Below are 13,750 nucleotides of genomic sequence, written 5' to 3' on the forward strand. Positions count from 1 at the left end.
CGTGGAGCAGGCGATGAACGCGGGAGCCGGACGAACCGGCGGGCGGATCGCCCTGCTGTCCGCGCCGAGCGGACTGGGCTTGCGGCCGCCGGCTCAGGGACGGGAACCCGGCACCTCCGGGGCACCCGACGCACTGCGCACGGCTGGGTTGTTCACCCGCTTCGCCAACGCCGGCGCCATCGACGCGGGTGCTGTCGTGCCGGGCAGATACGTCGATGACGATGAGACCCGCCCGCCGGGCCGTCTGAGGAACCAGGACCAGATAGTCGAGCACGCCCGTCGGCTCGGTCATCGCATCGCGCACCTTCTCGGGGAGGGACGGGTTCCGCTCGTGATCGGCGGCGACTGCAGCCTGCTGATCGGCGCCGGCATCGGTCTCTCGGGGATACCAGGCGCCGGCCTGGTGCACATCGACGGGCACACCGACTTCCGGCACCCGGGCAACTCCGACAGCTGGGCGAGCCTCGCCGGTGAGGATCTGGCGGCGGCGATCGGGCGCCATATCCCTGCCATCGCGGACGTCGACGGCCTGGGGCCCTTCTTCGCCGCCGACCGCACGGTGCACATCGGCTGCCGCGACGATGACGACGAGCTCGCTGAGGTTCGTCGCGCGATCGGGCTCGTCCTTCCGGCGAGCCGAGTGACCCGGATCGGCGCTGCGGCTTCAGCCGACGCCACGCGCGCCGTTGTCGGGCATGGCGGCTATTGGCTCCACCTCGACGTGGATGCGCTCGATCCGTCCTTCATGCCGGCGGTCGACAGTCCGGATCCCGGCGGGCTCGGCCCTGACGAGCTGATCGAGCTCCTGCAGCAGCTGGCGCCCGAGGCCATCGGAGTACAGATCACCGTCTTCGATCCCGAGCTCGACCCGGATGGTCGGTACGCCGCGCTGCTGACAGAGGTGCTCGTCGCTGGACTAGGCGAACTGGGCTCGGGTCGCGCCGGCCACATCGCCGGCGTCGACCAGACCGCCTGCTGACCGAATCTCGCGCAGATGGAACCTTCGCGCTCTGACCGGACATCCAGTGTTGAGGGTGTTCCGCGCATGGACCGCTCAGTCGTTCGGAGGGCAGGGAGCCAGCGTCGATGAAGCCACGAGGATCCGAGTCCGATGACGCGTCGGGCGACTCCCGCTGGGCCCGTACGCGCACCTGGATGAAGGCGGTCTGGATCGTGCTGGCCGCCATCGCGCTCGCCGTCGGCGGCCTGATCGCCGGCCAGATCAACGTCGACGTCATGAATTGAACGCATTCGCCCGTGGGGTGCAGACCGGACGCTGACAACGCTCCGATGCATTCACCGACACGGTGGAATGCAAGAAGCCCCCGGCGTCATGCCGGGGGCTTCTTGCGTGTCGTGACCCCAGCGGGATTCGAACCCGCGTTACCGCCGTGAGAGGGCGATGTCCTAGGCCTCTAAACGATGGGGCCGAACGATGGCGACTCCAACCTGCGGAGCGCCTCAACGAGTATAGGCGACGCCGGCGATCTCCGCGAACACGGGGTGAACGGCGGCGGCGCTGCGCGTCAGGCGGTGACGCGCTTGGGATCGGCGCGCTGGACCGGACGGGGCGGCAGGGTCTCGGGAGCCAGAATCGGCAGGGCGCCCGGCACCACGTCGATGTCGATGGGCAGCGATCCGACCCGCTCGCCGTCGGCGTAGGCGACGACGCGCGGCTCCTCGATCCGGATGCTCGAGACCCGCTTGGTCCAGACCACCTCGGTGTGCCGCAGGTGGTTGCCGGAGAACACCTCGGGATAGATCCGGAGGAACCGGTAGCGGCCGAGCGGGCGGACGAAGACCACGTCGAGCTGCCCGTCGTCCACGAGCGCATCCGGCGCGATGAGCATGCCGCCTCCGAGGGAGACGTTGTTCGCCACGGCGAGCAGCACGCCGCGCTCATCATGCGGCTTTCCGTCGAGCACCAGGTGGTAGTCGAAGGGGCGAAGTCGGAGGAGCTCGATCAGCAGTGCCAGCGTGTAGCGGCTGGGGCCCTTCGGCCAGCGCATCTGGTTGGCGCGCTCGTTGCAGAGGGCATCGAAGCCGGCGGAGAGCAGGCAGCCGAACCAGGTGGTGAAGCTGGCATCGCCCTTTCCGTGACGGACGCGGCCCGCATCGATCCGCCGCATCGGCCGGTCGAGAGCGGCGATCGCGATGTCGACCGCCGTGTCGGTGTCGTCGAACGGGATGCCGAGCCCCCGCGCCATGTCGTTGCCGGTACCCGACGGGATGATGCCGAGAGGGATCTGCGTGTTGACGGTCAGATTGACGCCGAAGTTGACCATGCCGTCGCCGCCGATCACGATCAGCGCGTCGGCGCCTTCGATCTCGCGCAGGGCGGCGGCGCGGAGCTTCTCGAAGTTGCGCTCGACGAGCGGGGTCACTCGGAATCCGGCAGCCCGGAACCGGTCGACGGCTCGTGGGCCGACGTCGCGGCCCTTGCCGAAGGAGGCGTTCGGATTGATCGCCACCACGATGTGGCGCTGGTTGTCCATGTGCCGATTATGGGGGCGCGGACGCCCCCGCCTCCCAGGCGCGCTCGAACTGGGGCGCCCCACTTGGTCCGATGAGCGTGCGCCCGCATCCCGCAGCAGCCCGCCGGCCTCGAGTCCGAGCGCCACGGCCACCTTTCGTACCGTCGGCACGGGAAGGAAACCTGGCCGACGGGAGGAAAGGTGGCCGAGCGCGTCAGAGGAGCCGGGGCTCAGCGGCGCGCGGTGAGGCGCACTCGGCGGAGCAGCTGCGCGTTGAGCGCCACGACGATGGTCGACACCGACATCAGCAGGGCTCCGACCGCGGGCGAGACGACGACGCCCGCGCCGATGGCGACACCGGCCGCGAGCGGAAGGGCGATCACGTTGTAGCCGGCGGCCCAGCCGAGGTTCTGCAGCATGGTGCGGTAGGTCGCTCGCGACAGGGTCAGCACATCGGCGACTCCGCGAGGATCGTTGGAGGCGAGCACGATCCCCGCCGACTCGATGGCGACGCCTGTGCCTGCGCCGATCGCGATCCCGACATCGGCCTGCGCGAGAGCGGGCGCATCGTTGACGCCGTCGCCGACCATCGCCACACGGGCGCCGCGGCTCTGCAGCTCCGCGACTGTCTTCGCCTTCTCGCCGGGCAGGACCTCCGCGTACACCTCGTCGATGCCGAGCTGGCTCGCGACCGCCGATCCGACCTCGTGCGTGTCGCCGGTCACCATCGCCACGCGCACCCCTCTGCGGTGCAGGGCGTCGATGGCCGCCTTCGACTCGGGCCGCACCGTGTCCGCGACGCTGAGCAGGCCCAGCACCTCGTTGCGTTCGAGCACGAAGACCACGGACTCACCGCGGGCATGGGCGGCCTTCGCCGCGAGCACGATGTCCGCTCCCCCGTGCAGTCCGCGCTCGATGAGGGCTCGGGGACCCAGCACGGAGATCTTGCGACCGCGCACGTCTGCCTGGACCCCGCGGCCGGGCAGCGCCACGAATTCGGTGGTCAGCAGGGGCGAGATGCCGCGCAGGCGTCCCTCGGCGACGATGGCCCGTCCGATGGGGTGCTCGGAGCGGCCCTCGGCATTGGCGGCGAGACTCAACAGCTCGGCCTTGCGCGAGGCGAGCTCTCCCGGATCGACGACGGGCATCGATCCGGTCCGGGTGCTGACCACGGAGATGGTGCCGGTGGAGCTCGTGACGGCAGGGATGATGTCGACGACGCCCTGCTTGCCCTGCGTCAGCGTTCCGGTCTTGTCGAAGAGGACGACGTCGACGAGGCGGGCCTCTTCGAGCGCCGCGCGACTGCGCACCAGCAGCCCGCTGCGTGCTCCCGTCGTCGTGGAGATCAGCGCGGCGAGCGGGATGGCGAGGCCGAGGGCATGCGGGCAGGCGATCACCAGCACGGTGACGACCCGCTCCAGGACGAACGCCGGATCGTCGGGTCGGATGATCGCCCACACCACGAAGGTGAGGAAGGCGACGCCGAGGGCGACGTAGAACAGCCACTTCGCGGCGCGGTCGGCGAGCAGCTGGACGTCGGACCGGCTGGCCTGGGCGTCCGCGACCAGGCGCATGATCCCGGCGAGCGCGGTGTCGCCTCCGATGCGGGTCACCTCGAGGGTGAGCCAGCGGGTGCTGACGCTTCCCGCGATGAGGGCCGATCCGAAGACCTTGGCGACCGGCGCCGACTCCCCCGTCAGCAGCGACTCGTCCACCGTCGACTCGCCTTCGAGCACGCGGCCGTCGGCGGGGATCCGGCTACCGGGCCGCACGATCACGCGGTCTCCGAGCTGCAGCTCGGAGACGGGCACGATGTCGCCTTCGTCCGACGAGCCGTTGCGCAGCCGCTCGGCGGTGTCGGGGAGCAGCGCGGCGAGCTCGCCCAGGGCGTTGCCCGCGCGCAGAACGGCGGACATCTCGATCCAGTGTCCGAGGAGCATGATCACGATCAGGGTCGCGAGCTCCCACCAGAAGTCCATGCCGTTGAGACCGAACAGCACGGCGAGGCTGTAGCCGAATGCCACGACGATCGCGAGGGAGATGAGCGTCATCATCCCGGGCGTGCGGGCGCGCAGCTCCTCGTAGCCGCCGCGCAGGAAGACGACTCCCCCGTAGACGAAGATCGCCGTGCCGAAGACGGCCGGGATCAGGTCGCTGCCCGGAAACCGGGGCCCGGTGAGGCCGAGGATGTCCTGCAGGCCGCGGGAGAAGATCAGGGTCGGGATGGCGAGCGCGAGGCTGATCAGCAGCTTGCGTCGGAACAGTGCCGGATCGTGGCCCCCATGATCGCCATGGGCCGCGTGGCCGGTGTGGCCTGGGTGATGTCCCGTGGGACCGCTGGACTCCGACCGCTCGGCGTCTCCGCGGTGGTCATGGACCGCCGACTCACCACGCTCGAGGGAAGAGCGCGCGTCGCCGTGCGACGTCGGCGCGGAGTCAGCGACAGGGTTCGCGGACAGCGCGCGCGAGCCGCCTCCTCGACGGATGGTGCGGGAGGCACGGGGAAGGACGGGCGCGTCCGCCATCGCGCGGCGGGCGAAGCGCTCGAGCGCCTCGAGCCGACTGCGCATGGCCGCTGCGGCGGCCGAGTCGACGGGGGACGAAGCGGATTCCGGGTATCGGGGTTCGGATGACTCGAGCGCGACGGCTTCATCGGCGGAGACGTCGGATGCGGACAGGCCCGGACGTCGGCGCGTGATACCCACGATCGGCACGTCGTGGGGTCTACGCGGCGATGCGTCCGCCGTCTCCGGACCGTCTGCTCCTGCAGCCGTCGCATCGGCCGGGACATCTGCGGGGAAGACGTCCGGGTGCGCCGCGATCGGCGCAGAAACAGCCGCAGTGCGCACGTCCTCCGTGCCGATCGAGTCGTCGACGTCCGCGGATGAGACGGGAGTGAGCGGCGCGCTGGTCGTCCACTCCGTCGCCGGCTGCCGACCGGCGTTCGAGGCACGGGACGGGGCTGCATCGGCCGAAGTGTCGAGAATTGAGGCGTCGACGGGCGGCGCCTCGACGAACGCGGCTTCGACACGGGGGGCGTCGGCGAGCGGAACGGCTCCGACGGGCGGCAGCGGTCGGGTCGTCTCCGCGTCCGACGCGTCGGCCCGGGAATCCCGCTGGTCAACCTCAGGAGGGAACCGCGCGGTCGAAGCCGCGCGGGAGGGAGGCGAAGCCACGGGCCCGGCGGAGCGGGATGCCGTGAGCCGCGCGGCGAGGCCCGACAGGCGGCTGCCGATGGTCTCGGGTTGGACTCCCCTCCGGATGCGCGGCCGGTACATCGGCCGCTCCTCCGTCGACCGCGCGGGCGCGCTGGCCCCGCTGCGGGATCCGCCCGGCAGTCCGCCCGATTGTCCGCCCGGCTGCGTGCGCAGGGAGCGACGACTTCCCGCCGAGCTGATCGCACGGCCGGAAGGCAGCGGATCCGATGGATCCGAGCCTCTCGAGGGACCGAGGAGATCGGTGCGGTCGTCCGCCGCGATGCGAGCCGCGAGTGAGGCGAATCCGGGATTCGAGGAGCCGTCGTCGATGTCGGCGTCCGCGGCAAGGTCGGCGGCGTCCTCGTTCGGGTGGGAATCCTCGCCGTCGACCGTTCCGTCGGTCGCGCCGAGACGGACGGCGCCGTCGATCGGCTCATCCCGTCGGCCGGCCACGGCGACCTCGGGTGCCGGCTCGGGCTGAGCCTCGAGGCGCCTCGGCGGAAGCGGTTCGGGAACGGTGCTCACCGGGCCCGTCGTCGGGTGGCCGAGGGAGGTGCGCGTCCAGGTCACCGAGCGATCCGGCGCCGGTCCCCCGAGGAATACGGGCAGGTCTGCCTCGGGCACCAGGTCGTCGGGGATCGACGGTGCGATCGCCTCAGGGGCGGACGCCCGTGCTGGCGCGGTGTCGGTGCGATCCCCCGCGACAGACGCCACCTGCAGATCGGGATCAGCGGGTGAGCGGTCGGACCGGTCGTCCGAGCCGCTGCCCCACGCGCGTGTCGCCGGGACCGCCTGGGCGGGCATCGTGTCCTCGAGATCGACGCCGTCGGGCTCGTCATCGAAGTGCGCGAGCGCCTGCACCGTTGGGGGCAGCGCTGATCCGTCGTCGCCAGCACCATCAGCCGCACCGCCAACCGCACCGTCAGCCGGGCTCGTGACGCGGCTCGACGCCGGCGCGGTCAGAGGTGCCCACTCCGCGGGATCGGCCCCGGGGCGGGGAGTATCCGTCGGCTCGGACTCGGCGAGAGGCGGTGCCGCGCGACGCGATGACGCCGACTGACGGGCAGCCTGCGATCGCGGAGCGGGCCGCTGGGCATGGCCGTCCCCCACGCCTCGGAACGTGCTCCGCCTGCGAGGCGGAGCATCCACGCCGTCGCCATCCCCGGGGTCGGATGGCGCGGGACCTCCCGGCGCTGTGGTCACCCGCCCACGCTACCCCGCAGGTGTATGCGCTCGAACCGTTCGGCCGGTGGCCCGCGCTGCTCCCGTCATGCTCCGAACCGCGCAGGCAGCGCGATCGCGGGGCCAGCCCATCCGAGTTGCACCGCACCCCACGGGGGTGTTGGCTCGGGGGCATGAGAGTCACGAAGCTGGAGCACGCCACACTCAAGATCGAGCATTCCGGATCGGTGCTGGTGATCGATCCCGGCGTCTTCACGACCCCGCTCGTGGATCAGGGCGACGTCGTCGCCATCGTGCTCACCCACGAGCACCCGGATCACTGGACGCCCGACCAGCTGACCCGGTTGATCACCCGCAACCCTGAGGCCGTCATCTTCGGTCCGCAGGGAGTCGCGAACGCGGCCAAGGACTTCTCCATCGACGTGGTGGCTGCAGGCGACACGCGCCAGGTCGGCCCGTTCACCCTCGAGTTCTTCGGCGAGAAGCACGCGGTCATCCACGAGTCCATCCCCGTGCCGGACAACGTCGGCGTGCTCGTCAACGGCACCCTCTTCTACCCGGGCGATGCGTTCACCGTGCCGGCGGTCGAGGTCGACACGCTCGCCGCACCGGCTGGTGCACCCTGGCTGAAGGTCGGAGAGGCCATGGACTACGTGGTGGCGGTGGCCCCGAAGCGCGCATTCCCCACCCATGACATGACGCTGTCGGTGGCCGGCCGCAACATGCACGGCGACCGCCTCAAGTCGTCGGTCGAGAAGGTCGGCGGCGAGTGGTTCCCGCTCGAGCCGTTCCAGTTCATCGACATCTGATCTGGCCTCACTCCGCCGGGAACAGCGCCGCCACGTAGGCCGAGATGGGATCGCGGCGCAGCTCGTCGACCGTGCCGCTCTGCACGATCCGACCGTGGTCGAGCACGAGGATGCGATCGGCGAGCACCTCGGCATCGACCGGATCGTGGGTGACGAGCACGGCGCATCCCGTGTGCTCGCGGAGTCGGATCGCGAGCTCGCTCCGAACGGAGTCGCGGATCTCGGCGTCGAGCGCGGCGAGCGGCTCATCCAGCAGGAGCAGCTCAGGTTCCGGCGCGAGGGCACGGGCGAGCGCGACGCGTTGGGCCATTCCGCCGGAGAGAGCCGATGGACGGGCCTTCGCCCGATCCTCGAGCCCTACCCGCCGCAGCCAGTCGAGCGCGATCCGCTGCGAGTCGCCCCGGGAGCGGCCCCGAGCGCGCAGCCCGAAGGCGACATTGGCGAGCACCGACAGATGCGGGAACAGCAGGTAGCTCTGGAACACGACGCCGATCGAGCGATGCGACGCGTCGAGAAACCGATCCGATCCCGGATCGTCGAGGATCGCGTCGCCCACAGCGATCCGGCCGCCCGTGAGCGGCAGCAGTCCGGCCAGCGCGGCCAGCGCGGTGGACTTGCCGGCGCCGTTGCGTCCCAGCAGGGCGACCACCTCACCGGGTCGGCATTCCAGTTCGATGTCGAGCAGGAAGTCTCCGCGCTCGGCGACGAGGTGCGCGACGAGGTCGCTCATCGGAGCGCTCCTGTCCATCGGTCGCGGAGGCTGAGCAGCACGCCGACGGCCACCGCGAGCAGGAGCAGAGCGAGCACAATGGCGGTGTCCGGGTCGGATTGCAGCCCGAGGTAGGCCGCGATCGGCAGGGTCTGAGTGACGCCGGGGAAGCTGCCCGCGAACGTGATCGTGGCGCCGAACTCGCCGAGCGCTCGGGTGAAGCACAGCACTGCCCCCGCGGCGATCCCCGGAGCGATCATCGGCAGGGTGATGCGGCTGAACGCCCGCCAGCGGGATGCGCCCAGGGTGGCGGCGGCGTCCTCGTAGCGGCGATCGAGTCCGCGCAGGGCCCCCTCGACCGCGAGGACGAGGAAGGGCATCGAGACGAAGGTCTGAGCGACGACCACGGCCGGGGTCGTGAACGGCAGCGCGAAGCCGGTCGCGGCGAGCAGCGGCGCCCCGAGCAGGCCCCGCCGGCCGAGGAGCAGCAGCAGCGCGATCCCGCCGACGACAGGCGGAAGCACGAGCGGCACGGTCACTCCGGCACGGAGCAGCCGCCGCACGATGCCCGGCCAGCCATCCGACGCGGCGAGGATCGTCGCGAGCGGGATGCCGAAGATCAGGCAGAGCGCCGTCGATGCGAGCCCGGTGACGAGCGAGAGTCGCAGGGCCTCGAGCGTGCCCTGCGACAGCGCGAGCTCGGCCACCCGATCCCACGGTGCGCGGATGACCAGGCCGGCGAGCGGAAGGATGAGCAGGGCCGCGCCGATTCCTGCGGGAACCCAGAGGATCCTCGGAAGGCGCCTCGCCGAGAGCCGGGCCGTCCGTGACGCCGGCCGGGAGCCCGTCCGCGACGCCGACCGTGAGCCCGTCCCGGACACCGCGCGCCCGTTACGGGGCGGCAAAGCCCGCCGCGGCGATGACGGAGGCGCCATCGCCGAGCACGTAGTCGACGAACGCCTGGGCGACCTCGGGTGCGGCCGAGGTGCTGATCGGCGCGATCGGGTAGTCCGTGATGGCGCCGGCCGCTTCGGGGAAGTCGATGGCGTTCACCTGGTCGCCCGCGGCGAGCGCGTCGGTGACGTAGACGAGTCCCGCCTGCGCCTCGCCGAGCTCCACCTTGGTCAGCACCGCCTTCACGTCCTGCTCGTACGTGTCGACGGAGGCGGTGATGCCCGCCGCGTCGAAGACCTTCTGGGCTGCGGCGCCGCATGGCACTTCGACGGCGCAGACCGCGATGACCTTGTCGGGATCGGTGAAGTCGGCGAGGCCCGCGATCTGGCCGGGGTTGTCGGCGGGCGTGACGATCTCGAGCTGGTTGCGGGCGAAGACGACCGGATCGCCTTCGGCGAGGCCTGCGTCGCTGACCGTCTTCATCGTGCTCGCGCTGGCTGCGGCGAAGACGTCGACCGGCGCTCCGTTGTCGACGATGTCGGTGGCGAGCGCCGAGCTGCCACCGAAGTTCAGCGTCACCGTGACACTCGGGTGCAGCTCCATGAACTCGTTCGCAATGGTGGTGAAGCTCTCGGTGAGCGATGCGGCCGCGTCGACGACGATCGTTCCGGAGAGCTCGTCGGCCGTCCCCGTCGCGATCGGCGTCCCGGCGGGGTCGGTCGCTTCGTCGGTCGCGGGTGTGCTCGAGCATCCGCTGAGCATCAGCGCCGAGATGAGAGCGCCAGCCGCGATGACGATCGAGAGTCGCCGCGCGGTCATGCGCCGGTCTCCAGGTTCGGCGACGCCTCGACGACGACGTTCGTGGCCTTGACGGTGGCGGACGCGATGCGGCCGGGCTCGAGGCCCAGCTCGTCGGCAGCCTCACGACTCATCAGGGAGACCATCCGGAACGGACCCGCCTGGATCTCGACCTGGGCCATGATGCCGTCGCGCAGAACGCGGGTGACGATGCCGGGAATGCGGTTGCGGGCGGAGGTCGCGCCGAGCTTCGGGCCGACGGATGCGAGCAGGGACTCCGCGGCGATCTCGCTCGCGAGGCCGGCGAGCTCGACCGCGTCGACCGTCATCCGCCTGCCGTCGGACTCGAGCCCGATCCGTCCGCTTTCCGACCAGCGTCGGAGTGTGTCGTCGCTGACGCCGAGGAGGGCCGCCGCGTCCGACACCTTGATCCGTGGGACCGTCACAAGAGCTCCGCATCTGCGGCAACTCCGAGTCTCGGATGCCGCATCTGCGTCGATCCTATCCAAGTGCCAGCCCACTCGACCGATATAGGGCCGATACGAGCCGGAAGGGGCCTCCTTCACGCGCACGCCGACCGCGCTAGCGTGGAGTCCCTACGCGAGGCCAGGAGGCGGAATGGCGATCTTCTCCCCCGGATTCACCGGACGGCGCAACACCGACGACGTGAAGCTGCCGCCCGGGCAGTATCTCGAGCGCGGCTTCCCGGTGCTCACCGCCGGGCCCACCCAGCGGATCCGCACGGACCAGTGGGAGTTCAGCATCGTCACGGAGACGGGCGAGAAGAAGGCCTGGAACTGGCAGGGGATGCTCGATCTCGGCCCCGAGAAGATCGACACCGACATCCACTGCGTCACCAGCTGGTCGAAGTTCGGCACGACCTGGAAGGGCGTCTCGCTCGACAAGTTCCTCGACGGCATCGAGACCACCGCCGACTACGTGATGGCCACCAGCTACGGCGGCTACACGACCAACCTCCCGCTGGCCGAGATCACCGGCGGCAAGGCGTGGGTCGCCTACGAGTTCGACGGCAAGGACCTGCACGCGGAGCACGGCGGACCCGCCCGCCTCCTGGTGCCAGCGCTCTACTTCTGGAAGAGCGCCAAGTGGGTGACCTCGCTGCGACTGATGAACGGCGACGCCCCCGGATTCTGGGAGCAGAACGGCTACAACATGCACGGCGACCCGTGGCGCGAAGAGCGCTACTGGGGTCAATGAGCACGGCGGATCCCACCCAGGCTCCCATTCCCCCGCGGGTTCCTCCTCAGGGCAGCGAGCCGGCGATCGCCGGGGCGCCGCCCGCAGGCTCCATCCGCTGGCTGCCGGCAACCGTCGTCTCGGCGCGGATGGAGACCGCCGGCTCTCGAACCCTGCACCTGTCGGCACCCGGATTCCTGCCGACCGTGGCCGGCCAGCACCTCGACGTGCGGCTCACCGCACCCGACGGCTACACGGCGCAGCGCTCCTACTCGATCGGATCGCCCGCCGCGGCCGGCCAGCTGGAGCTGACGGTCGATCTGATGGCGATGGGCGAGGTGTCGCCCTACCTCGTCGAGGCGGTCGAGGTCGGCGACATGTTCGAGGTTCGCGGACCGATCGGCCAGTGGTTCGTCTGGCGGCCCGAGCAGACTGGCTCCGTGCAGCTGATCGCCGGCGGATCGGGCATCGTGCCGATCATGGCGATGATCCGCACCCACGCGCAGATCGGATCGGCAGCGACGTTCCGGCTGCTGTACTCCGTCCGGTCCCCCGATGTGGAGTTCTACCGGGACGAGCTCGACGCACTCGAGCGGTCGAGCGCCGGAGCCCTGGTCGTCGAGCGGATCTACACCCGCACCGCCCCCTTAGGACATCCGCACCGGGTCGGCCGCATCGACCAGGCCATCATCCAGCAGCTCAGCCTGCCGCCGTCATCCGCCGATGGACCGGCGCCGACCGTCTATGTCTGCGGCCCCACGCCCTTCGTCGAGGTCGTGGCGAACGCACTCGTCGGCATCGGCCACGCCCCGGAGAACGTCCGCACGGAGCGCTTCGGCCCCACCGGCTGAGCCTGCCCGCCGCATCCCTTCACGGATCAGGGGACGTTTCACCGATCAGGGGATCCGGGTTGAGTGGGGGCGTTTGGGGCCGGATCCGGGCGGCTTTCGGGGGCAATCCCCTGATCCGTGCAATCAGTGGGTCTGGAACACCTCTGGCGTGAGGCTGACGATGACCCGGTCCTCGGAGTCGGGCGGCGGAGCCTGCTCCGCGTTGCCGTAGCGCTTGCCGAGGACGACGTAGAGGGCGCCCGTCGGATCGGGGTCGATGCTCGCGAGGCGGCCGCGCACCTCGAGGTAGCGGTACGGATCGTCGGGATCGATGATCGTGAACGAGAACCGTGGCTCCGCCTCGAGGTTCTTCAGCTTCTGCCGATACGTCGTGTGGGTGAACTGGAGACTCGTGCCGTCCCACAGGAACCACATCGGGGTCGCCGTCGGAGCGCCATCGGTGCTCCGGATGGTGGCGAGCGTGCCGACGATGGGCCGTTCGAGCAGGTCGCGGAACTCTTCGGGAAGCGTCTTGGAGGCCATCCTCCGACCCTAGCCAATTCGACCGGAGAGGCATCGGCCGTGCACGCAAGCGGACTTCCGCCCGGATTGGCGGTCGAAACGGATCTGGGAGCCGAATCTCCGCTTGCGCGAACGCTGCGCACGCGGCTGCGAGCGAGCGGGCGGCTCAGACGAAGCGGATCGTGGACTGCAGGCGGGTGCGCACCTCGAACAGGTCCGTTCCGCCGACCCCGACGTCTGCGATGCCGGCGCGCAGCAGTCCGGGCAGTCGGGAGCGCTCGACGAGCAGCGCCGGCATCCCCTTGATCTTCCCGAGCGACGCGACACCCTCCTCGGCCGCGCCGTCGGGCACCACGAGCACGATCGTGCTGAACCGCACCCGAGCGGCGCGGGCGACGTTCTTGGCGCGGACGGCCAGGTCGTGCACGGGGCGCTCGTCGGGATGGATGCCCTCGCCGATGACCTCGCCGCGCCGGATGCGGACGGGCGATCCCCAGTCCTCCGACAGCACGCCCCACAGTCCTGTCGGACCGAGCACGATGTGGTCGAGCTTGTCGATCGGCTCGCTTCCGGCGACCACGTCGTGCCAGAGCGTGTAGCCCATACCCAGCTCGGCGAGCACCCGGGCGGTGTCCTCTTCGGCCACCGCGGCCGCGAGGCTGTGCCGGATCTCCCGCGGAACCCGCCGCACCAGCGCGGGATCGTACGGATCGTCGACCGAGTTGCCCACTCCGAGCCACTCGCGGAGGCTGTCGAGGTAGACCTCGCGCCACCAGCCGCCGGGATGTCCGTGGGATCGGGCCTGCGGGCGGCTCTCCCTCTTCGGCGGCGGTGCGGGTGCCCATGCCTGTCGCGAGGTCTCCGCGGCAGGCGCCCCGCGGTCGAACGCCGCGCGCGCCTCGGGAGTGCCGATCCGCTCCCAGGCCAGCTGGACCGCGTGGAAGCGGGCGGGAGCTCCCCCGGTGTCCGGATGGGTCTCGCGGAGCTTGCGTCGATAGGCCTTGCGCAGCTCGTCGTCGCTCGCTGTCGCCGAGATGCCGAGGATCTCGTACGGGCTCGCGGTCAGCGGGCTGTCGGCCATGGCGGGTGCTCTCTCGATCGGGGCAGGACGCTCGAAGATATCAACCGGAATGCCGTG

General features: G+C 70.7%; 13 protein-coding genes and 1 tRNA gene. 5 read left to right on the forward strand and 9 right to left on the reverse strand.

Features of this window, described 5'->3' with window-relative positions; all coding sequences use genetic code 11:
* Positions 1 to 13 precede the first annotated feature (13 nt).
* Positions 14 to 979, forward strand: coding sequence for an arginase family protein (locus E6C64_RS06970; protein WP_136426908.1), 966 nt, complete (start codon positions 14 to 16; stop codon positions 977 to 979).
* Positions 980 to 1,086: 107 nt separating this feature from the next.
* On the forward strand, positions 1,087 to 1,245 hold the full coding sequence (locus E6C64_RS18915; RefSeq protein ID WP_158437768.1) for a hypothetical protein: 159 nt from the start codon (positions 1,087 to 1,089) through the stop codon (positions 1,243 to 1,245).
* 112 nt (positions 1,246 to 1,357) lie between these two features.
* On the opposite strand, the gene E6C64_RS06975 is transcribed toward E6C64_RS18915, so the two are convergent.
* The 3 genes from E6C64_RS06975 to E6C64_RS19380 form a co-directional block, all read right to left on the reverse strand.
* A tRNA-Glu gene (locus tag E6C64_RS06975) sits at positions 1,358 to 1,430 on the reverse strand.
* Between the two features lie 96 nt (positions 1,431 to 1,526).
* Complete coding sequence (locus tag E6C64_RS06980; RefSeq protein WP_136426909.1) at positions 1,527 to 2,495, reverse strand: diacylglycerol/lipid kinase family protein; 969 nt, start codon at positions 2,493 to 2,495, stop codon at positions 1,527 to 1,529.
* A 209-nt stretch (positions 2,496 to 2,704) separates the two neighbouring features.
* Positions 2,705 to 6,874: a heavy metal translocating P-type ATPase gene (locus E6C64_RS19380; RefSeq protein ID WP_233255509.1), complete on the reverse strand. Its 4,170-nt coding sequence runs from the start codon at positions 6,872 to 6,874 to the stop codon at positions 2,705 to 2,707.
* A 152-nt stretch (positions 6,875 to 7,026) separates the two neighbouring features.
* On the opposite strand from E6C64_RS19380, the gene E6C64_RS06990 reads away from it, so the two are divergent.
* Positions 7,027 to 7,662: an MBL fold metallo-hydrolase gene (locus E6C64_RS06990; RefSeq protein WP_136426910.1), complete on the forward strand. Its 636-nt coding sequence runs from the start codon at positions 7,027 to 7,029 to the stop codon at positions 7,660 to 7,662.
* A gap of 7 nt (positions 7,663 to 7,669) precedes the next feature.
* Here E6C64_RS06990 and E6C64_RS06995 read toward each other — a convergent pair whose 3' ends face one another.
* The 4 genes from E6C64_RS06995 to E6C64_RS07010 are packed head-to-tail and all read right to left on the reverse strand — an operon-like array spanning position 7,670 to position 10,509.
* Positions 7,670 to 8,392: an ATP-binding cassette domain-containing protein gene (locus tag E6C64_RS06995; protein WP_136426911.1), complete on the reverse strand. Its 723-nt coding sequence runs from the start codon at positions 8,390 to 8,392 to the stop codon at positions 7,670 to 7,672.
* On the reverse strand, positions 8,389 to 9,252 hold the full coding sequence (locus E6C64_RS07000) for an ABC transporter permease (protein WP_233255510.1): 864 nt from the start codon (positions 9,250 to 9,252) through the stop codon (positions 8,389 to 8,391). The genes E6C64_RS06995 and E6C64_RS07000 overlap by 4 nt, the downstream gene beginning before the upstream one ends.
* Before the next feature lie 10 nt (positions 9,253 to 9,262).
* Complete coding sequence (gene modA / locus E6C64_RS07005; protein ID WP_136426913.1) at positions 9,263 to 10,084, reverse strand: molybdate ABC transporter substrate-binding protein; 822 nt, start codon at positions 10,082 to 10,084, stop codon at positions 9,263 to 9,265.
* On the reverse strand, positions 10,081 to 10,509 hold the full coding sequence (locus E6C64_RS07010) for a TOBE domain-containing protein (RefSeq protein ID WP_233255511.1): 429 nt from the start codon (positions 10,507 to 10,509) through the stop codon (positions 10,081 to 10,083). The genes modA and E6C64_RS07010 overlap by 4 nt, the downstream gene beginning before the upstream one ends.
* Before the next feature lie 172 nt (positions 10,510 to 10,681).
* On the opposite strand from E6C64_RS07010, the gene E6C64_RS07015 reads away from it, so the two are divergent.
* Positions 10,682 to 11,281, forward strand: coding sequence for a molybdopterin-dependent oxidoreductase (locus E6C64_RS07015; RefSeq protein WP_136426914.1), 600 nt, complete (start codon positions 10,682 to 10,684; stop codon positions 11,279 to 11,281).
* The gene (locus E6C64_RS07020) at positions 11,278 to 12,111 is read left to right on the forward strand and encodes an FAD-binding oxidoreductase (protein ID WP_136426915.1); all 834 of its coding nucleotides are present in this window, start codon (positions 11,278 to 11,280) and stop codon (positions 12,109 to 12,111) included. Before E6C64_RS07015 ends, E6C64_RS07020 begins: the two co-directional genes overlap by 4 nt.
* Before the next feature lie 123 nt (positions 12,112 to 12,234).
* On the opposite strand, the gene E6C64_RS07025 is transcribed toward E6C64_RS07020, so the two are convergent.
* Positions 12,235 to 12,633, reverse strand: a complete 399-nt coding sequence (locus E6C64_RS07025; protein ID WP_136426916.1) for a PPOX class F420-dependent oxidoreductase — start codon at positions 12,631 to 12,633, stop codon at positions 12,235 to 12,237.
* Positions 12,634 to 12,778: 145 nt separating this feature from the next.
* Positions 12,779 to 13,693, reverse strand: a complete 915-nt coding sequence (locus tag E6C64_RS07030) for a J domain-containing protein (RefSeq protein WP_136426917.1) — start codon at positions 13,691 to 13,693, stop codon at positions 12,779 to 12,781.
* Positions 13,694 to 13,750: the final 57 nt, after the last annotated feature.

It is taken from the genome of Naasia lichenicola (assembly GCF_004801885.1).
Classification (GTDB): Bacteria; Actinomycetota; Actinomycetes; order Actinomycetales; family Microbacteriaceae; genus Naasia; species Naasia lichenicola.